General features: G+C 31.8%; 20 protein-coding genes. 14 read left to right on the top strand and 6 right to left on the bottom strand.

The features are described from left to right. The 6 genes from ABI657_RS15315 to ABI657_RS15290 all read left to right on the top strand — a co-directional run. The coding region (locus ABI657_RS15315) for an efflux RND transporter permease subunit (protein WP_348098143.1) at positions 1-522 on the top strand (522 nt) is incomplete at its 5' end. Between the two features lie 128 nt (positions 523-650). Continuing rightward, positions 651-2,069, top strand: coding sequence for a TolC family protein (locus tag ABI657_RS15310; RefSeq protein WP_348098142.1), 1,419 nt, complete (start codon positions 651-653; stop codon positions 2,067-2,069). A gap of 186 nt (positions 2,070-2,255) precedes the next feature. Further along, positions 2,256-3,614 carry a hypothetical protein gene (locus tag ABI657_RS15305; protein ID WP_348098141.1) on the top strand — a complete coding sequence of 453 codons (1,359 nt, stop codon included), beginning with the start codon at positions 2,256-2,258 and terminating at the stop codon, positions 3,612-3,614. Positions 3,615-3,821: 207 nt separating this feature from the next. Next, positions 3,822-4,373 (top strand): transglycosylase domain-containing protein, encoded by a 552-nt coding sequence (locus tag ABI657_RS15300; protein WP_348098140.1) that lies wholly within the window; start codon positions 3,822-3,824, stop codon positions 4,371-4,373. A 323-nt stretch (positions 4,374-4,696) separates the two neighbouring features. Next, the gene (locus tag ABI657_RS15295) at positions 4,697-5,077 is read left to right on the top strand and encodes a DoxX family protein (protein WP_348098139.1); all 381 of its coding nucleotides are present in this window, start codon (positions 4,697-4,699) and stop codon (positions 5,075-5,077) included. Positions 5,078-5,089: 12 nt separating this feature from the next. Continuing rightward, positions 5,090-5,299, top strand: coding sequence for a hypothetical protein (locus ABI657_RS15290; RefSeq protein ID WP_348098138.1), 210 nt, complete (start codon positions 5,090-5,092; stop codon positions 5,297-5,299). Between the two features lie 216 nt (positions 5,300-5,515). Here the strand turns inward: ABI657_RS15290 and ABI657_RS15285 are convergent, their stop codons facing one another. Continuing rightward, positions 5,516-6,607, bottom strand: a complete 1,092-nt coding sequence (locus ABI657_RS15285; protein ID WP_348098137.1) for a DNA topoisomerase IB — start codon at positions 6,605-6,607, stop codon at positions 5,516-5,518. A 430-nt stretch (positions 6,608-7,037) separates the two neighbouring features. On the opposite strand from ABI657_RS15285, the gene ABI657_RS15280 reads away from it, so the two are divergent. The 6 genes from ABI657_RS15280 (at position 7,038) to ABI657_RS15255 (ending at position 15,971) form a co-directional block, all read left to right on the top strand. Beyond that, positions 7,038-9,308 (top strand): glycosyltransferase, encoded by a 2,271-nt coding sequence (locus tag ABI657_RS15280; protein WP_348098136.1) that lies wholly within the window; start codon positions 7,038-7,040, stop codon positions 9,306-9,308. Between the two features lie 215 nt (positions 9,309-9,523). Beyond that, positions 9,524-10,279, top strand: coding sequence for an ABC transporter permease (locus ABI657_RS15275; RefSeq protein ID WP_348098145.1), 756 nt, complete (start codon positions 9,524-9,526; stop codon positions 10,277-10,279). Position 10,280: 1 nt separating this feature from the next. Beyond that, positions 10,281-11,060: an ABC transporter ATP-binding protein gene (locus ABI657_RS15270; RefSeq protein WP_348098135.1), complete on the top strand. Its 780-nt coding sequence runs from the start codon at positions 10,281-10,283 to the stop codon at positions 11,058-11,060. A 23-nt stretch (positions 11,061-11,083) separates the two neighbouring features. Next, on the top strand, positions 11,084-11,902 hold the full coding sequence (locus ABI657_RS15265) for an MlaD family protein (protein WP_348098134.1): 819 nt from the start codon (positions 11,084-11,086) through the stop codon (positions 11,900-11,902). Between the two features lie 18 nt (positions 11,903-11,920). Next, the gene (locus ABI657_RS15260) at positions 11,921-14,725 is read left to right on the top strand and encodes an AsmA family protein (protein ID WP_348098133.1); all 2,805 of its coding nucleotides are present in this window, start codon (positions 11,921-11,923) and stop codon (positions 14,723-14,725) included. A 46-nt stretch (positions 14,726-14,771) separates the two neighbouring features. After that, a complete protein-coding gene (locus ABI657_RS15255; RefSeq protein ID WP_348098132.1) occupies positions 14,772-15,971 on the top strand; it encodes an FAD-dependent oxidoreductase in 1,200 nt (399 codons plus the stop codon). Between the two features lie 138 nt (positions 15,972-16,109). Here the strand turns inward: ABI657_RS15255 and ABI657_RS15250 are convergent, their stop codons facing one another. Continuing rightward, complete coding sequence (locus tag ABI657_RS15250; protein WP_348098131.1) at positions 16,110-17,135, bottom strand: AraC family transcriptional regulator; 1,026 nt, start codon at positions 17,133-17,135, stop codon at positions 16,110-16,112. A 134-nt stretch (positions 17,136-17,269) separates the two neighbouring features. Between ABI657_RS15250 and ABI657_RS15245 the strand changes: the two genes are divergently transcribed. Both ABI657_RS15245 and ABI657_RS15240 read left to right on the top strand, forming a co-directional pair. Beyond that, on the top strand, positions 17,270-17,755 hold the full coding sequence (locus ABI657_RS15245) for a DNA-deoxyinosine glycosylase (RefSeq protein ID WP_348098130.1): 486 nt from the start codon (positions 17,270-17,272) through the stop codon (positions 17,753-17,755). Between the two features lie 99 nt (positions 17,756-17,854). After that, positions 17,855-18,442 carry a DUF4142 domain-containing protein gene (locus tag ABI657_RS15240; RefSeq protein ID WP_348098129.1) on the top strand — a complete coding sequence of 196 codons (588 nt, stop codon included), beginning with the start codon at positions 17,855-17,857 and terminating at the stop codon, positions 18,440-18,442. A gap of 86 nt (positions 18,443-18,528) precedes the next feature. Here ABI657_RS15240 and ligA read toward each other — a convergent pair whose 3' ends face one another. The 4 genes from ligA to rpsR all read right to left on the bottom strand — a co-directional run. After that, a complete protein-coding gene (ligA, locus tag ABI657_RS15235; protein WP_348098128.1) occupies positions 18,529-20,535 on the bottom strand; it encodes an NAD-dependent DNA ligase LigA in 2,007 nt (668 codons plus the stop codon). Positions 20,536-20,684: 149 nt separating this feature from the next. Continuing rightward, on the bottom strand, positions 20,685-21,158 hold the full coding sequence (locus ABI657_RS15230; protein WP_348098127.1) for a DUF6495 family protein: 474 nt from the start codon (positions 21,156-21,158) through the stop codon (positions 20,685-20,687). Between the two features lie 118 nt (positions 21,159-21,276). Then, positions 21,277-21,717 (bottom strand): 50S ribosomal protein L9, encoded by a 441-nt coding sequence (gene rplI / locus ABI657_RS15225; protein ID WP_348098126.1) that lies wholly within the window; start codon positions 21,715-21,717, stop codon positions 21,277-21,279. Between the two features lie 66 nt (positions 21,718-21,783). Beyond that, on the bottom strand, positions 21,784-21,926 hold a 143-nt coding region (rpsR, locus tag ABI657_RS15220; RefSeq protein WP_348098144.1), incomplete at its 5' end, for a 30S ribosomal protein S18.

The raw sequence follows: 21,926 nt of genomic DNA, 5'->3' as shown, positions 1-21,926 counted from the left end.
ATTTTCTTACTGTGTTTGATATTCATCTATTTCTTACTTGCTGCACAGTATGAAAGTTACATCTTGCCCTTAGCAGTAATCTTTTCGATACCTGCAGGTATATTTGGAGTTTTCGTTGCTATTGGTTTAACCGGAATCGAAAACAACATTTATGTACAAGTGGCACTAGTAATGCTTATTGGACTGCTCGCCAAAAATGCCATTCTGATTGTGGAGTTTGCCGTTCAAAAACGAAAATCCGGTCAGGCATTAGTAAAAGCTTCTATAGATGCTGCAAAACTGCGTTTACGACCAATTATCATGACATCTCTTGCTTTTGTTGTAGGGTTAATCCCGATGATGAGCGCCACAGGACCATCAGCTCAGGGTAACCACTCCATTAGTATTGGTGCTGCCGGAGGTATGATTTCAGGAGTAATCCTTGGGTTGCTGATCATCCCGGTTTTATTCATCGTATTCCAGCATTTACAGGAAAAGGTTTCTGGAAAACCAGTCACCGTAATTCATAAAGAAGAAAAATAAATGGAAAATTATATAACGACAATTTTGGTGACCATTATAATTGGCATCGCCTACATATCCTATAAAATTTCAAGAGATCTTGAGGCAAAAAAAGATACTTGTACAGAAATTTAATGACAACATATAAAATGAAAAAGTATATAACCAAAATCGTGATGGTCGCTATTTTGATCACCACATTGATATCCTGTAAAGTTTCGAAGGATATTGAAACTCCAAAAGATGCATTTCCTCAGAATTTCAGGAATGCATCGGTTTCAACTGATACAACAAGTATTGCTGATTTGGAGTGGAAAAATTTTTTTACAGAAAAAGATATTATTCAATTAATCGATAGTGCCATTGTCAGAAATAACGATTTACAAATCGCTGTTAAAAACATCGAAATTGCACAATACAGATTTACGCAATCTAAATGGGGAAATGTTCCTCAGGTTAATCTATTTGTGAATGCGAGTACAAGCAATCCGTCTGACAATAGTTTTACAGGAATGAATTTAAATCAGGCTTTGGGCCAGAAACATATTGATGATTATTCAGCAGGAGCTTCACTTTCGTGGGAAGCTGATATTTGGGGTAAAATCCGTAATCAGAAAAAAGTCGCTTTTGCTGGCTATCTTCAGTCTGAAGAGGTTCGAAAAGCATTGCAGACTAATATTGTAGCCAATGTTTCAAAAGGTTATTACAATCTTTTGATGCTGGACGCACAATTGGATATTGCAAAGAAAAACGTTCAGTTAAATGACAGTACAACCAACATCATCAAACTAAAATTTGATGCGGGACAAATTACTTCATTAGGAATTCAACAATCTGAAGCACAAAGATTAATCGCAGCACAATTGATTCCATTATTGGAACAAAATATAGCAATGCAGGAAAATGCTTTGAGTGTTTTGACAGGATCTTTTCCAAATTCAAAACAAAGAACGATTCAATTAAGTTCAATTGAAGTAAAAAACAATTCAGCAATAGGGATTCCGTCTTCACTAGTAAGCAGAAGACCGGATGTAAAGAGTGCCGAATTGGCTTTGAAAGCAGCAAACGCTAATGTTGGAATCACAAAAGCAGATTTATATCCAGCCTTAAGAATTACAGCTCAGGGCGGATTAAATTCGTTCGAAACCAGTAATTGGTTCAACATTCCGGCTTCTTTATTTGGTACTGTTGCGGGAGGTTTAACACAACCTTTATTGAACAATAAAAGAGTTAGAACACAGTATAATATTGCCATTGTTGAAAGAGAAAAAGCAGTTTTAAATTTCAGACAATCGGTTTTAGTAGCCGTTAGTGAAGTTTCTGACGCTTTAGTAAAAGTAGAGAAATTACAATTGCAGGAAGGTTTTCTTAAAGAAAGAGTAAAAACCCTGCAACAAGCCATTAAAAATTCGAATTTGCTATTCAAAAACGGAATGGCAGAATACCTTGAAGTTCTATCTGCGCAATCAAATTTATTGCAAAGCGAGCTCGAACTGGCCAACATAAAAAGAGAACAGCTTTCTGCTCGTACCGATTTATATCGTGCATTGGGCGGAGGCTGGAGATAATACCCGTTTTAATTATTATTTATTTTTTTGAGAAGCGCTGTGAGATTTAGGTTTTGCAGCGTTTTTTTTTATGTTTACTGATATTTAGATATTTACAACACAAACTAAATCATTGTTAAATTTGTAAGATTATTATATGCGTTTTATTAAAAACCTTATATTTGTAAAAAATTAATTACAAATAAAATGAAACATTTATTAAGTCTCCTTATTATCCTAACATTCTCATTTCAGGCTTTTTCACAAAAGAAAACGGTTAAAAAAAAGAAATCAAAACCAAAAACTACTGTAGTAAAACAAGAAACAATTGCTGAAGAAATGTATGTTCAGGCAGAGAAAATACTACCGGATACCTTACATATACAAAAAGGAAAAAAATATGTTTTCATAGTTGATGCAAACCAATATGCTACAGAAGTGTTTTATACGGCTATTGGCGAAATCAATCCGGAAGAAGCAGAACTGAAACGCAATTTTCCAAAAGAAAATCTGGAAATCATAAATATTCACAAATACACCTACGTTATTTTCGAAAACCAACAAACATTAGATATTACCGGGGATGGAGAATCTTTTCAGGCTTTTGCTTATTGGAGCGGAAAAATGGATGATAAAATTCAGGTAAAAGAAGGGACAAAAATGGCTACCGAATTTGTAGCGCAACAGCTAAAATCGAAAAAAGAATCCTCATACGTTGCTAATACCCGAAAGTATAAAAAAGAAGTGGTTTCATTACAAAGCAAAAACAAAATCACGTCAAAATCTAAGGAAGTAATGAAAGCACTTTTAAGCGGTTATTCCTTGCCTTTTCCTGATATTGAAGGAGATAACATACCTGTATTTCAACAGGGAAATGCCAAATTAAAAACGCTGGATTCCTATTTTCTTAAAAAGAAAGGAGTCAGAATCCCGCTGAAAAGTATTTCTTTTAATAATGACGGACTTCCAGCAGCCATAACCTATTATGATGATGAAGGAAAAAGCAAGATTAAAAAAGACTTCATCTACAAAGATGGCGTACTTACTAAAATCACCAAAGAGGATCAAATAACTTCCTCAATCAATTATGATGATAACAAAATGATATTTACTGAAAATGTTGGTGATGCCAATGAAACAACTGTTTTTTGGATTGAAAATGGCAAATTACTCCAAAAATCATATACACTTATGATTGATGATCAATTTTCATACATGAATACTTTTGTAGAAGAAAAATTTGAAAATAATTGCATTTTGTATTACATCAACAATGATGTCTGGTCTCATAATTGTAGCGGCCCGGATAAAATTTTCCCTTTTGTTCATACATATACATCATTTCAAAATAAGGAAGTTCTTCAGTTCAGAAAATCCAAAATAGAGAAAAAGAATGACAGGACATTTGAAAAATATTACTCTGAAGCTGAACGTGCAGATCAAAATGATACTTATAAACTTTGGGGAACATTTAATTTAGATGAATATAATTTAGTTGACACTTTCAATTTTAAAAAAGATGATATTGAAAAAACAATCAAAATAGATTATACCTGTTATGAATAATCATTAAACTTGTTTTTGGAACGCTGAGGGACTTAGGTTTTGCAGCGTTTTTTTTTGAAGCTGTTTCCTGCTATCCGTTACAATATTTTGCGCCGAACCCCGGCACAAAATGATTTTCACTTGTATCAGGGCTAGACAATTAGTTTTCAAGAAGTTCGTTGTTTTTATAATTTTATATATTTACTGGTGGAAATTCTTTTATAAAAAATGATGATACCAAAAAAGATACTTAAAATCACCGCCACAATCTTTCTTTCATTATTTCTGATTTACAAATTTCTTCTAAGTGATTTTAATCCAATTTTCAAAAGTGAAGAATTCGTTTATCTCAACAATGCACTGAAAGCTAGTCAGAAAGAAAACTTAAAATCGATTACAGATATTTATAAAAAAATTCATGAAAAAGCTGGAGACAAAAGATGTTCTTGTGAAGTTTCAACAAGATATATAGGACCTTACAGACATGGATATTCTTTAACTAAAAAACTATATTTATTAAAAATAGATAAAGAATTCACTGAAGAACAATGTTTAAAATTTGAATTACTAAACACTGATTTTAAATATGGTAATATAGGAATCAAAAGTGCTTCTAAATTTTATTTTAATAAAACTGTTGATCAATTAAATGAAGTAGAAAAAATTACTTTTGTTGCAATGCTCAATAATGCAACATTATATAATCCTATTCGAAACAAGGAAGGTCTTTCTAATAGAGTCCGACTTTATCAACTAATATTACATAAAAAAAAATTATAATCTATGTCGGGTTATTAGTGTGATTTCTCCAAAAAGGTTGAAAAGACAATATTGTCATTGCTTTTTTTTTAAAATTTCTCGCTAATTCTGCAGATCTTGCAGATTTCTTCTATTCACTATTTCTATTTTCTTTCTTCTTTCTTCTATCTCCTTTCTTCTTCTTCTTAACTCTTTTCTTTATTCTTTACTCTTCTTTCTTTATTCATTTACCCAGTAAACTTGTCTTAAATGACCCTAAAATAGTCATAAATGCGTATTCAATAATCAAATAACAAATGATAAATTTGTAATACATTAACTAATAACTACTTAAAAATAAACTAATGAAAAAAGCAAAAATCATTTTCTGGACTACAACCATTCTTATTTTTCTATTTGAAGGCGTAATGCCGGCACTAACTTCTCAATCTGAAATGGCAAAAGAAGGCCTTAGACATTTGGGATATCCGGAATATTTTGGGATTGCCTTAGTTGTTTTTAAAGTTTTGGGTGTATTGGCATTAGTGATTCCGCAAGTTCCGAATCGTGTTAAAGAATGGGCTTATGCAGGTTTTGCTTTCGATTTTATCTTTGCTTCCATAAGTCATTTTGCAGTTGACGGATTAGATTTTCAGGGCTTTTTCCCATTGATTGTTCTGGCGGTTTTAATGATTTCTTATATCTATTATCACAGAATACAGCAATATAAAAACAATCCCGTTTAAAAAATTAAATCGATGATCGAGGTTTTTAAAACAAATGTTCAGGAAGCAGAGCAATCAAATATGATTGTTGGGAAACTTCTTGAACATTTCCCCGATAGTATCATCAACTTTGATTTGGAAGATTGTGATAAAATTCTTCGAATTCATGCTGCTGCAATTTCAAATAACAAAATTATAGATCTCATGAATTCATTTGGATATCAATGTGAAGAACTTCCTTAGCCAAACATAAATTACTGGCTTTTAAAACAGAATGCAGTATTTTCCGGATTCTTATACGGAATTCTTGTCTGGATTATAATGAATCTAATTGTTCTGCCAATCGTATTTCCGCTTTTACATGAGAAAAATTTAGACTTTCCCTTAATTTTATCAATTGTGATCTTGATGTTCTGCATTGGACTTCCTATTGCATTTATGGCACGAAAATATTATTCTTTAAATAAACAATCCAGGCTGATAATTTTGAATAAGCTCTAAAAACACCGTTTCTGTACGGGAAAAATATTGTCTGTTACTTCGGCTTTTTTTTATCTTATCAAAATATTCTTTTATAGATCCGTCTTCGTAAGTGGAAACTAATAAAGGATGTACATAATAATTTCGGCAGACTGTTCTCGTATTTCCTAATGCTTCTGCAGTGACATCATAAGCTGTAAGGATATTTTTTTTGATTTCCTTATCATCTTCGGCTGTGCCTAACTCCATTAATGTTTCAAAGAAAATAACGGATGCTGACCAAGTCCTGAAATCCTTTGCACTGAAATACTCTCCTGAAATTTCATGAAGATAGACATTGACCATATGGCTGTCCAGAATTTTTCTTTCTCCATTTTCATCATAATATTTAAAAACTTCCCAACCCGGAATTTCTTCACATTTACTAACTAACTTAATCAGCTTTTTATTTCGGATCGTAATAGAATGGTGCTTTCCTTTTTTACCAATGAATTCAAATCTTATGGCATCCTTATTAATATTAATATGTCTCTTCCGCAAAGTCGAAAGTCCATATGATTTATTGTCTTTGGCATACTTTTCATTTCCTATTCTGATATGTGTTTCTTCCATTAAACGAATTACCAGTGCGACTACTTTGTTTTTTGACCATTCTTTCTTTTCCAAATCGGCATCAACTTGTTTTCTTATTAAAGGTAATTTTCTCCCAAAGTCGGCTATTTTATAAAATTTTGTCTGGTTCCTAATTAAATTCCATTTAGGATGATATCGATATTGTTTCCTGTTTTTATCATCAATACCCACAGCCTGAAGATGTCCGTTAGGCAATTCTGAAATTCTTACATTTTGCCATGCAGGCGGCAATACTAAACTATTAATACGTTGTAATTCACTTTTTTGTTTAATTGATCTTCCATTTTTCTTATAGATAAAAGTATCATCTTCTTTATATCTTTCTATAGGCATGGATTTATCACTTACATAAACCAAATCTAATTTCTCTATAGCTTGTTTAGGTTCAGTAATGAGAAGGTTCATTAATTTTTGCTGGGATTTTGTATTTGATTTCATCAGAATGTTATATTTAATTGAGCCCTTAAATTTATCTTATTAGCTTTTTAATTCTGTAACATCAATGTTTTAGATAGCTTAATGGATCATCACAAATATTATTCATTAAAATAAATCACTTTAATCCTATTGATTTTTTTATTAACTATAAAAATTGTTATAAACTTTTAAAAGTTCTTATAAGCTGTTGATTTCCTTATATAATTCCCACCTGAAATCATTTGAGTTAATTTTTTAAGCGATTGGATTAAAGATAGGCTTGTTTCTGAAATAATTTTATCCTAAATAAATTTTATAGATGAAATTAGCTACAAAAATGTAGTTTTTTAATTTTTTAAATCTTTATTATGGAGATCACATATTATCAAAAATGTAAGATTTAAATTTTATACACCCAAATGACTTTTTAAACCAACTAAAATTAATTCCTATGAAAACGATACCAACAAAATCAAAAATTATTTTTATGTCTACTTTTCCACCAACTCAATGTGGAATAGCAACTTATACGCAGGATACTATAAAAGGGATTAATGATGTCTTTGGCAATTCAATAACATGTGAAATTTGCGATTTGGTAAAGACCCCGGTTAAAAATACAACTCATGCCTTTAGTTTGAATACAACAGACAGAAATGATTACACACGGGTTGCAAACGAAATTAACAATGATGCTGCTGTAAAGCTTGTTCACATACAACATGAGTTTGGCTTATTCGGAGGTAATTATGGTGATTTTTTATTGGATTTTTTAAATGCGGTAAAAAAACCGGTAACTTTTACATTTCACAGTGTTATTCAAAATCCAAATAACGAATTAAAAACATTCGTTAAATTATTACTTTCTTACAGTAATTCTGTTTTTGTAATGACTAACCAATCCGAAGAAATTTTAATTCGTGATTACGGGATCCAAAAAGAAATTATTACCTGTGTATCACACGGGACACATATCGTAATTTACGAAAAACCGGAACAATCAAAAGAAAAATTTGATTTTCAGGACAGAATGGTACTATCAACATTTGGACTTTTAGGTGAAGGAAAAAGTATTGAAACAGGTTTACAGGCCTTGCCAAAAATTATCGAGAAACATCCAAATGTCTTGTATCTTGTAATAGGAAGAACGCATCCAAATTTAATAAAAAATGGTGTAGATACTTATCGTGATAAACTGGAAGGAATTGTTAAAGATTTAAATCTTGAAAATAACGTACGTTTTATAAACCAATATTTAGAAACCAACGAGCTTTTGAATTATTTAAAAGCTACTGATGTCTATATGTTTACTTCAAAAGATCCTAATCAGGCTGTAAGTGGTACTTTTGCCTATGCAATGAGTTGTGCATGTCCGCTTGTCGCATCAAAAATTCCGCATACACTTGAAGTTTTAAGTTCAGATTCAGGTATTTTAGTTGATATTGGAGAACCGGAACAATTTGCAGATGCAGCCATAAAATTACTATCTGATGATAATCTAAGAGAAGAAATGGGAATGAATGCTTTTAGAAAAATGAGAGCTACATCTTGGGAAAATGTTGCCATTAAACACATGGAAACTTATAAAACCTTAATGGTAAACACCTCAGAAATTGAATTCAACTATCCCTCAATCCAATTGGGACACGTTAAAAAAATGACTACCGATTTAGGTATTATTCAATTTAGTAAAATTTCAATTCCTGACATTTCATCCGGATACACTCTAGATGATAATGCCCGTGCCTTGGTTGCTTTTTGTTTACATTATAAACAAACGAAAGACAAGGAAGACTTATCATATATCCTAATTTATTTAGATTTTATTATTCGTTGTCAGCAGCCTGGCGGTGATTTCATAAATTATGTTGATGAACATAACAGGGAACATATTGAACAAAATGCAGAAGTAAACTTAGAAGACTCAAACGCAAGGGGTATTTGGGCATTGGGGACTTTGTTGTCAATATCTGATATTTTACCCGATGCTATTGTACAAAAAGCATCAACCTGTTTGTTAAACAGTTTACAATGGGCAGAAACTATTCAATCTCCTCGTTCTATAGGTTTTGCCACAAAGGGTTTGTATTTGTATAATAATATATTTCCAAATCTGTATGTTTCTGCAATTATCAACAAACTCAATGCAAAATTGGTTTCTAATTATGAAATATGCGCTACTAGTGACTGGAAATGGTTTGAAAACTATTTAACTTATGGAAACGGTGTATTACCTGAATCTATGTTATATGCTTACTTGGCAACAAACAAACCTATCTATAAAAAAATTGCTTTGGAATCGCTTGATTTCCTGCTTTCAAAAATGTTTACACCACAAGGATTCAAGGTTGTTTCAAATAATGGATGGCATCATAAAGGAACTGAACCACAGCTATTTGGAGAACAGCCAATAGATGTTTCCTATATTATTCAAACCTTAAATGCATTTTACAAAGCATTTAAAAATCCGGTACATAAACAATACATGAAGACAGCTTTTGATTGGTTTTTAGGAAAAAATCATTTAGCACAAATTATGTATAATCCGGTTAGTGGAGGCGGATATGACGGCCTTGAAAAAGAAAATGTAAATCTTAATCAGGGATCAGAATCTACAGTTTGTTTTTTAACAGCCCGACTATTGATGGAAGAATGTAAGGCATCTGAGGGGAAAGTAATTGACCTGATCAAAACAAAAGCAGATATGATAATTAATTCCTAAAAATAAAATACCATAGTACTATGAAAATCCCTTATTTAAAGGGATTTTCTATTTTAAAAATCCAGATAACGCAACATTATATTTTTTATTGTTATAGCTGTGAAAATTATATAAACTTACTTTAAAGTTATGTAATGGTTAATTTCTTCAACGATATTATATTTAATTATCTGATATAAACATTATTACAAACTATAAGTAACTAAAAACCAGCTATTTTGATTTTAAAAAATACATTTACTGATATAGGAACAGCAACACAATTTGCTGTAAAATTTTTTAAGGAGGTTTTTATTCCGCCTTATGAAACTAAAGAATTCCTAAAACAATGTTACATTATTGGCTATAAGTCATTGCCTCTGGTCGCTATTACCGGCTTTATTATGGGTTTGGTTTTAACACTACAATCAAGACCGACCTTAGTAAAATTTGGTGCTGAATCATGGTTACCCAGTATGGTTGCACTTTCGTTAATTCGTGAAATTGCGCCGGTAATTACAGCTTTAATCTGTGCCGGAAAAGTATCATCCGGTATTGGAGCCGAGTTAGGTTCTATGAAAGTAACTGAGCAAATAGATGCGATGGAGGTTTCTGCAATTAATCCTTATAATTATCTGGTTGTTACCCGAATTTTAGCCACTACTTTAATGATACCTATTTTGGTCATTTTTGCAGATGCAATTGGAATATTTGGAGGTTATGTAGGTATAAACATTCATGGAGATGTAAGTTTTTACAGGTATATCGCTAAAATATTTCAAAAAGTAGAATTTCTGGATGTTATTCCGGCCACGATAAAAACCTTTTTCTTTGGGTTCTTCATTGGAATGATTGGATGCTATAAAGGATTCACTGCGGAAAATGGAACAGAAAGCGTTGGAAAAGCAGCTAATTCTGCTGTTGTAACGGCTTCGTTAACAATTTTTATTATTGATATGTTAGCTGTTCAGGTAACCGATTTATTTTTTTAAGATGATAAAGGAAACAGAAAATATAGAACAAAATAAGTCGGCTGACAAACAGTCTTCCATTATCGAAATAAAAGATTTACACAAAACTTTTGGCAGTGATAATCATGTATTGAAAGGAGTAAATTTTAATGTTAATCAGGGGGAAAATGTAGTAGTATTGGGTCGTTCGGGCTCAGGAAAATCTGTAACAATAAAATGCATTGTAGGTTTGATTACGCCTGATAAAGGGGAAATTAATGTATTGGGCAAAAATATTTTAGAACTTCAAAAAGAAGAACTTAATATCATGAGACTCAAAATTGGTTTTTTGTTTCAGAGTGGTGCTTTGTACGATTCTATGTCGGTTCGGGAAAATTTAGCTTTTACACTAAGAAAACATCAACGTGACCTTACTGCAGATGAAATTGAAAGTCAGGTTGTTGAAGCACTGGACAATGTTGGCCTGAGTGATGCAATTGAGAAGATGCCTTCTGAATTATCAGGCGGTATGCGAAAAAGAATTGGTCTGGCAAGAACTTTAATCCTAAAACCTGAAATCATTTTGTATGATGAGCCAACAACAGGATTAGATACAATAACATCAAGAGAAATCAGCGAATTGATTTTGGATATCAGGGACAAACATAAAACAACTTCTATAATAATTACACACGATATGGCCTGTGCTAAATTAACTGCAGATCGTGTAATTGTATTAAAAGAAGGTAAGATACAAGCAGAAGGAACATACGAAGAATTAGAAAAAAGTGAAGATGAATGGGTACGCTCATTCTTTGAATAAATTAAAATTAAAATCAAAAAATCATGGATAAGCAATCTGGATCTACCTGGAAATTAGGAATGTTTGTAACAATAGGATTGTTGCTGTTTATAATGGCAATTTATTTTATTGGAAAACAAAAAAATCTTTTTGGATCTACCTTCCGAATTACATCAAGTTTTAAAACCGTAAGTGGTTTGGAGATTGGCAATAATGTTCGATTTTCCGGAATCAATATTGGTACTATCGATGAAATTCAGTTAGTTAATGATTCTACTGTTGTAGTTGGAATGGTCATCAAAGATGATGTTAAAGAATTTATTAAAACAGATGCAAAAGCAAGTATTGGTTCAGATGGATTAATGGGTGATAAAGTACTTACTATTTCTCCAGGTGTGAAATCGCAGACAGTAGTTGAAAATAATGGCAGAATTGCTTCCTTAAGCGGAATTGAAATGGCCGACATTATGAAAACGGTCAAGAAAAGTATGGATAACGTAGGGGTCATTTCTGAAGAGTTAGCCATATTTAGTCACAGCATGAACAATGGTAACGGAGCTTTGTCCAAATTAATCAGTGATCCTGGTATGGCGAACGCTATGGATAAAACTATTAATAATCTTGAAAAAGGAACAGAAGGTTTTAGTCAAAATATGGAAGCTGCTAAAAGTAATTTTCTATTAAAAGGCTATTTTAAAAAGAAAGAAAAAGAGAAAGAAGAGAAAATAGAAGAAGCTAAAGAAAAAAAAGAAGAACAGCAGGAAAAGCTTGAAAAAGAAAAAGAACAAAAATTAAAAGAAGAAAAGAAAAAAGCTGAAGAAGAGGCAAAGAAAAAAGAAGAGGAAGCTAAAAAAGCTAAATAATAACGAACAACAACAGGTATGAATTCAAAGTTCAAACATATTGCGTTAAGAACGGCTAAAATTTCAGGAATAGTGATAGCAAGTATTTTGCTGTTATTATTCCTGATTCCGCTTTTATTCCCTGGATCAGTTGCGACTGAAGTAAAAAAAATTGCCAATCAAAGTTTAAATTCCAAGATTGACTTTTCAAAATCCAGATTTTCATTTTTCACTCATTTTCCATCGCTTACAGTTTCTCTGGATGATTTGACACTCACCGGTTCTGCACCTTTTACAAATGATACTTTATTGAAGGCGGAACAGGTTGCTTTTGGTATCAACATTAAAAGATTGCTTTTTGACAACGAAGTGAAAATAAATAAACTATACGTATCGAAAGCGTTGGTAAATATAAAGGTCAATCAAAAAGGGGAAGCCAATTATAACATTTATATCGCTCCGGAAGACGAAAAAAAGAATAAAAATGCTCCGGAAGAAGGAACAGCAATTCGTTTGGAACGCATTGATTTTGAAGACTGCCATATTAAATATAATGATCGTTCAGCCAAAATTCTTGTTGACGCAAAAGGCTTTAATTATGTTGGAAAAGGTAATTTAAGCGAAGATATCTTTGATTTGAATACCGATGCAAAAATTGATACTGTCGATTTTTATTATGACCGTACTGCCTATCTTAGAAAAAAAGAATTACGTGCAAATCTGATTACCAGAATTAATACAAATGCCTTAAGTTTCATTCTTCAGAAAAATGAACTTAAAATTAATAAACTGCCTTTAACCTTTACCGGATTATTTACCATTTTAAGCGATGGCTATAAAATAAACATACAGGCTGCATCAAAAAATGCCGCTCTAAAAGATTTATTATCAGTTATGCCCCCTGAGTACATGACCTGGATGGACAATACTGAAATGTCAGGAAGAAGTAATTTGTTGTTCACCTTTAAAGGAAATTACAATGTAGCCAAAAAACAAAAACCGAATTTGGCTTTTAATCTAAAAATTGATAACGGAGCTGTAAATTATAAAAATGCACCGGTTCCATTAACCGATTTTCAAATGGATTTGAATGCTATTATGCCTTCACTTGACATAGAAAAATTATTAGTTAATCTTAGAACTCTTCGGTTTAAAGTAGGAGAAAAAGATTATTTTAACGCTTATTTTAAAAGCAAAGGACTAAGTGAAATGAATGTAGATGCCAGCATAAAAGGCGCCTTGGATCTCGCTACTGTTGATGCTGCTTTAGGTTTAAATACAATCGATATTAAAGGAATTTTAAGAACGAATATTCAGGCAAAGGGATTGTTCAGTACTTCAAAAAAATTATTTCCCAAAACAAGAGGTGGGATCTCGTTGCGAAATGGCTGGCTAAAAACCAACTCCTACCCTAACCCAATTACGGATGTTACTTTTGTAGCAAATGCACTTAACAAAAAAGGAACTTTTGAGGATTTAATTGTTGCTGTAACGCCAGCATCTTTTGTATTTGAAGGAAATCCGGTATATGTAAATGCTTCTTTTTCCGATTTTAATGATTTAGCCTACAAAGCTAAAGTTAAAGGAGAACTGAATGTCGGCAATATTTATAAGGTGTTTTCGCAAAAGGGAATAAATATCACAGGTTATGCCAAAGCAGATCTATCACTACAGGGCCAACAAAGTTATGCAACTACAGGACAATATGACAAATTAAACAACAGGGGAACCATTGTTTTAAAAAACATTAAGGCAACTTCTGAGCTTTTCCCTAAAGCCTTTTATATTAAACAGGGAAATTTTCGTTTTCAGAATGAGAAAATGTGGTTTGAAAAATTCTATGCCTCCTACGGAAAATCTGATTTCAATATTCACGGTTATCTTTTAAATACCATCAATTACTTTTTAGAATCGAAAGGATCGCTGAGTGGTAATTTTAATATGAGGTCAAAACTGATTAATGTTGATGAATTCATGGCGCTTAAAAAAGGGGAAAACAAAGACCGAAATGTTGAAGTTGAGTACGCCAAAGAAGATCATCCAAAAATGAGTGGTGTCGTTATTGTTCCTAAAAACTTAAATATTGCATTAACAACTAATGCTGATAAAGTAGAATATAACGGACTTATACTAAACAAAGTTACTGGCAAGGCGGGGTTATCAAACGGAAACTTTTATCTGGAAAATGGGACTTTTAATATCATTGACTGCCTTGTGGGAATTGATGCTACATATAAAGATGAATCCCCAACATCAGCACATTTTGATGCTCACTTTACAGCTAAAGATTTCAGCGTTCAAAGAGCTTATAAGGAAATTCCAATGTTTAATAAAATGGTTACAGCAGCTGAAAATGCAGAAGGTATAATTTCTGTGGATTACAAAATAAAAGGTGACCTAAACGGAAATATGGGACCAATTTATGAATCCCTGGAAGGAGAAGGAATATTGAATTTGCGTGATGTAAAAGTTAAGGGACTTAAATTATTAGACGGAATTAGTTCTAAAACAGGTCAGAATGGTTTAAACAATCCTGATATGAAAGGAATACAAATTAAATCGTCAATTGATAATAACCTTATACATATTGAAGACTTTACTTTTAGTGTGGCTAGTTTCAGGCCAACTATAAAAGGAACAACCAGTTTTGATGGATTGTTAGATTTAAGAATGCGATTAGGACTTCCGCCATTTGGTATCGTTGGATTTCCAATCGTAATAACAGGAACTCATGAAGAACCTAAAATAAAAATCTTTAGTAAGACAGGCAAAGAAATACTAGACGCTGTTTATGACGAAAAAAACAATAAAGTTATCCGTAAGGAAAGAGTCAAAAAACAATAATAATAATAATATTAAATACTTTTTACTTAAAAGATTGATATAAAAAATGAAATTAAAATCTGCAGAAACTTATTGGCCATTAAAAAACGCCATGGAAACAAGTTATCCATCATTACAATCAAATCGTAAAACTCCCATTTTAATTATTGGAGGAGGAATAACAGGAGCATTAACAGCTTATAAACTAATAACCGAGGGCAATAAGGTACTATTGGCAGACAGAAGGGATATTTGCAATGGAAGCACTGCAGCCAGTACTGCCCTGCTTCAGTATGAAATTGATATCTCCTTGCAGGAACTTATTAAACTAAGAGGAGTTAAATGTGCCGTAGATAGTTATCAAAATGGTGTAAAAGCTATTTTAGAATTAAAAAAAATAGTCGATCATATAAAAAGCGACTGTGACTTTGAATTTAAAAAGAGCATTTATTTTTGTTCCCTAAAAAAAGACATATCGTTTTTAGAAGAAGAATTCAATATCAGGAAAGAACATGGTATTGAAGTAAAATGGCTGGGAAAAGAGGATTTAAAAAAAATGGGACTCAATGCTTTAGCAGCTATACAATCAGAAACCGCAGCAGTAATGGATCCTTACAAGTTTGCTCAGGATTTACTTTTGTATTGTACTAAAAAAGGACTCGAAATTTATGATCGTACCAACATAAAAAAAATCATTGATAAAAATAATGGGTTTAGGGTTACAACCGATAATAATTTTGAGATCATTGCCGATCATATTATTCATTGTAGTGGATATGAAAGCACAGAAACATTACAAGAAAATATAGTTAACTTAAAAAGCACTTTTGTAATTGCCTCTGAAATTGTTCCTGATCTTCCCGATTCTTTCAAAAATTATATCTTTTGGGACACTTCCAAACCATATTTATATTTTAGAACAACTGCTGATAATCGCATCATAATGGGAGGTGGTGATGAAGATTTTAAAAATGCTGAAAAGAGAGATAGTATGCTTCCTAAAAAAGAAATATACCTTTTAAAACAATTTCAGAAAAAATTCCCGGAAATTAATTTCATCACAGATTATTCCTGGGCTGGAACTTTTGGAGAAACAAAAGACGGACTTCCGTATTTTGGTAAACCCAATCCAAAAAAAAATGAACATTATATGTTAGGATTTGGAGGCAACGGAATCACCTTTAGTGTAATAGGTCTTAACTCTATCTTATATTCTCTTAAAGATAAACACCATATCGATTTAGAATACTATAAATTCGGCAGATAGATAATATAAGTAATCTTAGTAAGAAATCAGGAAGCCTTTAAATCCAAAAAGGTTCTGAAATAAGAGATTTTGATCTAACTTATTTCACAACACTTTTATAGTTAAATAAATAGTTAATAGTTAATGATTTTGTATATATTAAGCTGTAATAGCTAACGGGCTTTGATTGAATTTATATTCCTTTGGACTACAGTTGAATTTTTGCTTGAATATTTTAGAAAAATAACTTCTGCTTGTAAATCCAATACAATAAACAATCTCAGAAATATTTAAATCTGAATTTCTTATCAAAATTTCAGCTTTTAGAATCCTCATGTGTGTAATGAAATCATTTACTGTCCTATCATGAATCATCTTAAATCCTTCCTGCAATTTATTTGGGGATAAACCTGATTTTTTACTTAATGATTTTATTGTAAACGGTTCTTCAGGATTATTTTTTATATAATCAGAAAGCTGTTTTATCTCTTCCATTTCTCTTAGCGTAAGGCAGTTTGTTTCTTTTAAATAGTTTTTCATATCATCAGAATGCTGCTGGATTTCCAACGCCAATATAATTTTCAAAATACCTTCTTTCAAAAGATTACGAACAATTCCGGTTTGGGTCACTGCATTTAACTGTTCTATGTTTTCAGCAATTTTTAAATTGTAAGAACCAACATAAAAGAAATTTTCACCATCCGTTTTTTCAAAAAATGTCTCCTTAACTTTAAGGTTCAAAGAATTTTGCTGATTATTCACAGAAACGTGAGTTCCAATCACGATTAGAGTAAGCTTTGTACTGACATTTTTTTCAAAAAATAAAATATTATTCTCATTTTGCTTAGAAGAAACTATAGCCGTCTGAAATTTTTTAAGTTTTCTTTCAATACCTGACAAGCCAAAGCTGTGAGATAAATTTCCTTTCGAACAATACGCAAAATAAACCGGAGAAATATGAGGATTAGCAATATTCACACTCGTATCTTCAGAAAAAACCATATCAAATTGCAGACAGAAAATGTTGTCATTAAAAGCTGATCCGACAATAGAACCTTTGGCAAAATTATTGTTAATTTCTAATGTATATTCATCAGAATCAAAAGATATTTTTCCTGAAAAACTACTAGTGAGTTCTTCAAAAATATTTTTAATTTTATTTGTATTTATAGTAATTATCTTCATTTTGCTGGATTTAAGGTTTATATTTTTAAATTGCATAATTCAAAATCTATTTGTCAAAATTCGTGTAAAGTGGCATAAATACTGTTATATAATTTTTGACAATTGTTTTATAATTACTTCTATATAAATGTTATATGAAAAGTTTCTCATTTCCTCCTATAAGTACAGCTCATGCAACTATCCTGATTTTAGGAACAATGCCCGGCACCAAATCACTTGAAATACAACAATATTATGGGCATCCCAGAAATAATTTCTGGCCTTTCATGTTTGAAATCCTAAACGAAAATTTTTCAGAAAGTTATGAAGCAAGAAAATCGGTTCTGCTGAAACATAATATTGCTTTATGGGATGTTTTGCAGTTCTGTGACAGAATTGGAAGTCTGGACAGCGCCATTAAAAATGAAATTTCGAATGATTTCAATGTGTTTTTAAAAAATCATCCTCATATTAAAACCATTGTTTTCAATGGTCAAAAAGCAGGCGCTTTGTTTAAAAAATATGTCAGAGTAAATGAATCTTATACTTTTATTACGTTACCATCTACAAGTCCTGCAAATGCCGGAAAAAACTATGAAGCAAAATTGAATGAATGGAAAGTTATCAGGGATTTAAAATAATTATGAATATTTGAATGATATAACTTTTTTAAAGTTATATGTAAAAACTCACAATTGTATTTATTTACTTTTACAATATAAATTTAAAATCAAACAATCATGAAAAAAGTATTTTTATTAAGTAAGGCAATTTTAGCTGCCGGAGTTGTTGTAATGAGCTTAGGTTCTTGCAAAAATGAAGCAAAACAAGAAGATCCTAAAGAAGTAGCAGAAGATCAAAATGAAGTTAAATTTGAAGATCGTGAAACTAAAGAAGACGATTCTGAATTTTTAGTAGATGCTGCAGAAATTGATCTGGCAGAAATAGAAATAGGTAAATTAGCCCAACAAAAAAGTACAAATGCTGGTGTAAAAAGTTTAGGAAAAATGCTTATTGATGCACATGAAAAATCAGCAGCAGATGTAAAAGCCCTTGCAGCAACCAGAAACTTTTCATTACCAACTTCAGTAACTGAAGATGGAAAAGAAGAATATGATAAACTAAATAAAGAAACGGGAGCAGATTTTGACAAAAAATTTGTTGAAACTGCAATTGATGCACATGAAAAAGCAATTGATAAATTTAAAATAGCAGCAGAAAATGCAAATGATGCAGAAATTAAAGCTTGGGCATCTAAAAATGTAAACTCTTTAAGAGAACATTTGCAACATGCCAAAATGGTTAAAGAAGAAATGAATAAAAAATAGTCATTAATTGATTTTGAGTAATCAATTAATACTAAAAAAGTCCAAACAAATTGTTTGGACTTTTTTATGCTTGATCACCAAAGAAATTATTCTAATTCAGTAAGTTTATTAATAAATTCTTGTTCAGATAGAATTTTAATATTCAGTTTTATCGCCTTTTCTAATTTTGCAGGTCCCATATTTTCTCCTGCCACTACAAAATCTGTCTTTGCAGAAATCGAACTTCCTACTTTTCCTCCATTATCTTCAATCGTCTTCTTTAACTCATCTCTGGAAAACTGACTAAAAACACCCGAAACGACAAATGTTTTTCCAAGAAATTTATCTGTTGCATCTGGATTTATATTTTCAACAATTTCAAACTGCACGCCATAGCTTTTTAAACGTTCAATTATTATTTTGTTTTCCTCATTTTCAAAAAACTCGATTACGCTTCTGGCAATTCGTTCCCCGATTTCATCGACTAAAATCAATTCCATCAATGAAGCTTTGCTCAAAGCATCAATATTTTTATAATGTTTTGCCAGTTTTTTAGCAACAGTTTCTCCAACAAAACGAATTCCCAGAGCAAACAAAACACTTTCAAAAGGAATATTTTTTGACTGTTCAACGCCTTTTACTAAATTTTCTGCCGATTTTTTTGCCATTCTCTCCAAAGGCAAAATATCTTCGACTTTTAATTCATATAAATCCGCATAGTTATGAACCAGTTGATTCTTAAAAAGTAACGCTACTGTTTCTCCTCCCAATCCTTCAATATCCATTGCTTTTCTTGAAATGTAATGTTGGATCCTCCCTATAATCTGTGGAGGACAGCCGTAAAAGTTAGGGCAGTAATGGTTGGCTTCACCTGTGTTTCGAACTAATTCGGTATGACATTCCGGACAATATGAGATGTAAGTAGTTTTTTCTGAATTTCCAGGACGTTTTTCCAAATCAACAGCTATAATTTTCGGAATAATTTCACCTCCTTTTTCTACAAAAACAGTATCATTTAAACGAATATCTAATTTTTCAATCTGATCAGCATTATGCAACGAAGCTCTCTTTACAATAGTTCCTGCTAATTGCACAGGCACTAAATTTGCCACTGGCGTAATAGCTCCGGTTCTTCCAACTTGATAAGAAATTGATTTTAACTGAGTAGATACCTGCTCTGATTTAAATTTATAAGCCATTGCCCAGCGTGGAGATTTTGCTGTATATCCTAATTCCTGCTGCTGCTGAATGCTATTTACTTTTACAACAACGCCATCTGTTTCATAAGGTAATTTATGGCGATGTACATCCCAATAATCAATAAAGTCGAAAACTTCATTCATATTGTTAACTAATTTAGCTTCACCTGGCACTTTAAATCCCCAATCTTTTGCCGCCTGCAGTCCTTCAATTTGTGAAGAAAAAGGCATATTGCTACTGGTTACAGAATATAATAAACATTCTAAAGGACGTTTGGCAACCTCAGCGCTATCCTGTAATTTCAAACTTCCTGAAGCTGTATTTCTGGGATTCGAATAAGGTGTTTCCCCTATTTCAATTAATTCCTGATTCATTTTTTCGAAACCTTTCAAAGGAAGGATAATCTCCCCTCTAATATCAAACCTATCAGGGTATTTACCTTTTAGTTGTAACGGAATTGATTTTATAGTCTTGATATTATTTGTTACGTCATCTCCCTGAAAACCATCGCCGCGTGTTAAAGCCTGAAATAATTTACCGTACTCGTAGGTAATACTTATTGAGGCTCCATCATACTTTAGTTCACAGGTATATTGCAAATCAACATTTCCTAATACTCTCTGAATTCGGTTTTCCCAATCTAATAAATCATCTTTTGAATAAGAATTATCCAAAGAATACATACGGTACTGATGCGCTATGGTTTTAAAATTTTTAGTGATGGCTCCTCCTACTCTCTGGCTTGGGGAATTTTCATCAAAAAACTCCGGATATTGATTTTCTAAATCCTGTAACTGCTTTAATTTACTATCAAAATCATAATCGGAAATAGTGGCATTATCAAGAACGTAATAATTATAATTATGCTGATTAAGCTCGTCCCGTAATGTATTTATAGTTTCTTGAATGGTCATAAAATAATAAAGCGTAATAAAGTGATATTCAAAATTAGAATTATTTTTAAAGATTATAAAGAAATAACAAAAGTTTAAAATATCAAAGAACTATAATTTTTTTTATGATAGTAAAATTATATCTGAAATCTATCTATGAAAAAAACAGACTATCCTTCAATAATGGTAATAATTTGTTTGAATAACTGCCCGTCACTTAAAAAAGAACCCTGTTGTATCAATTCAAATATGGAAGAATTTCGATCTTCAGTAAAAACTTTTTTGCCTGTTTTCATTTCAATTGTCTCTGTAAACATATTGTCACTCAGCCATTGCAAACCTTCATTTGTTAAAAAATCGGTATCAGCAACTAAGGATTTCAATACTATGGATTGTACATGAGTTTCAAAACATTGAAATAAAAAAATATGGTTTTTAGAAAAATGTTCCAGATATTCTGCCCTTGACAAAACACCTTCCCATATTAAATCTGAAAAGACATCCAATTCCTGTTCAGCAACTTCAGGTTTGTTTATTTTAAGAGAATCCCATTCTCCTTTATCTATAGCCTGAGTAGCTAAAAAACTGGCAAACTCAGCATGCAATTCTTCAAATTGCTCTTTTGTTAATCGTGCGTATTTCATTTTTATAGCTTTGTGAAGCAATATTATGGCAAAAAAAAATTTGAACTATTATTTATTTATTTCATTAACCAAAAAAATCCCGATTCTCATCGGGATTCTTTTATAACATTTTAAAATATTACTTTTCAGCAACAATTTCGTATGGTAAATCAACAATAACATCTCTGTGTAAACGGATGCTTGCAGAATATTTTCCAGTACGTTTAACGATTCCGCTAGTGATGAATTTTCTATCAATACCGTTACCTGATTTTTCTAAAGCTTCAGCAATGTCGATGTTTGTGATCGAACCAAAAAGTTTCTCTCCACCAGCCTTTGCAGTAAGTTTAATTTCAAGAGCTTTTAACGTTTCAGCCAATGCTTTAGCATCCGCTACAACTTTAGCTTCTTTATGTGCTCTTTGTTTTAGGTTTTCAGCCAATACTTTCTTTGCAGAAGGTGTAGCTAATTGTGCAAATCCCTGAGGAATTAAAAAGTTACGACCGTAACCAGCTTTCACTGACACAACGTCATCTTTAAACCCTAGGTTTTGTACGTCTTGTTTTAAAATAAGTTCCATGTTGTTGTCCTTTATTTGAGAAGTTAGGTTTCATTTGACGGAAAACCAACAACTATTAATTTTATATTATTTTAATAAATCGGCCACGTATGGCATTAAAGCTAAATGACGAGCTCTTTTTACAGCTACAGACACTTTTCTTTGGTATTTTAAAGAAGTTCCTGTTAAACGACGAGGAAGAATTTTTCCTTGCTCATTAACGAATTTCA

The organism is Flavobacterium sp., from assembly GCF_039930565.1.
Classification (GTDB): Bacteria; Bacteroidota; Bacteroidia; order Flavobacteriales; family Flavobacteriaceae; genus Flavobacterium.
The sequence above is the reverse complement of the archived record's forward strand: the minus strand, read 5'-3'. Positions and strand labels throughout refer to the sequence as shown.

Coding starts and splice junctions, on each gene's coding strand:
- ABI657_RS15265 (WP_348098134.1), top strand. CDS start 11,084: ATGGATAAGCAATCTGGATCTACCTGGAAATTAGGAATGTTTGTAACA.
- ABI657_RS15310 (WP_348098142.1), top strand. CDS start 651: ATGAAAAAGTATATAACCAAAATCGTGATGGTCGCTATTTTGATCACC.
- ABI657_RS15245 (WP_348098130.1), top strand. CDS start 17,270: ATGAAAAGTTTCTCATTTCCTCCTATAAGTACAGCTCATGCAACTATC.
- rplI (WP_348098126.1), bottom strand. CDS start 21,717: ATGGAACTTATTTTAAAACAAGACGTACAAAACCTAGGGTTTAAAGAT.
- ABI657_RS15280 (WP_348098136.1), top strand. CDS start 7,038: ATGAAAACGATACCAACAAAATCAAAAATTATTTTTATGTCTACTTTT.
- ABI657_RS15230 (WP_348098127.1), bottom strand. CDS start 21,158: ATGAAATACGCACGATTAACAAAAGAGCAATTTGAAGAATTGCATGCT.
- ABI657_RS15300 (WP_348098140.1), top strand. CDS start 3,822: ATGATGATACCAAAAAAGATACTTAAAATCACCGCCACAATCTTTCTT.
- ABI657_RS15255 (WP_348098132.1), top strand. CDS start 14,772: ATGAAATTAAAATCTGCAGAAACTTATTGGCCATTAAAAAACGCCATG.
- ABI657_RS15270 (WP_348098135.1), top strand. CDS start 10,281: ATGATAAAGGAAACAGAAAATATAGAACAAAATAAGTCGGCTGACAAA.
- ABI657_RS15305 (WP_348098141.1), top strand. CDS start 2,256: ATGAAACATTTATTAAGTCTCCTTATTATCCTAACATTCTCATTTCAG.
- ABI657_RS15260 (WP_348098133.1), top strand. CDS start 11,921: ATGAATTCAAAGTTCAAACATATTGCGTTAAGAACGGCTAAAATTTCA.
- ABI657_RS15240 (WP_348098129.1), top strand. CDS start 17,855: ATGAAAAAAGTATTTTTATTAAGTAAGGCAATTTTAGCTGCCGGAGTT.
- ABI657_RS15290 (WP_348098138.1), top strand. CDS start 5,090: ATGATCGAGGTTTTTAAAACAAATGTTCAGGAAGCAGAGCAATCAAAT.
- ABI657_RS15250 (WP_348098131.1), bottom strand. CDS start 17,135: ATGAAGATAATTACTATAAATACAAATAAAATTAAAAATATTTTTGAA.
- ABI657_RS15295 (WP_348098139.1), top strand. CDS start 4,697: ATGAAAAAAGCAAAAATCATTTTCTGGACTACAACCATTCTTATTTTT.
- ABI657_RS15285 (WP_348098137.1), bottom strand. CDS start 6,607: ATGAAATCAAATACAAAATCCCAGCAAAAATTAATGAACCTTCTCATT.
- ligA (WP_348098128.1), bottom strand. CDS start 20,535: ATGACCATTCAAGAAACTATAAATACATTACGGGACGAGCTTAATCAG.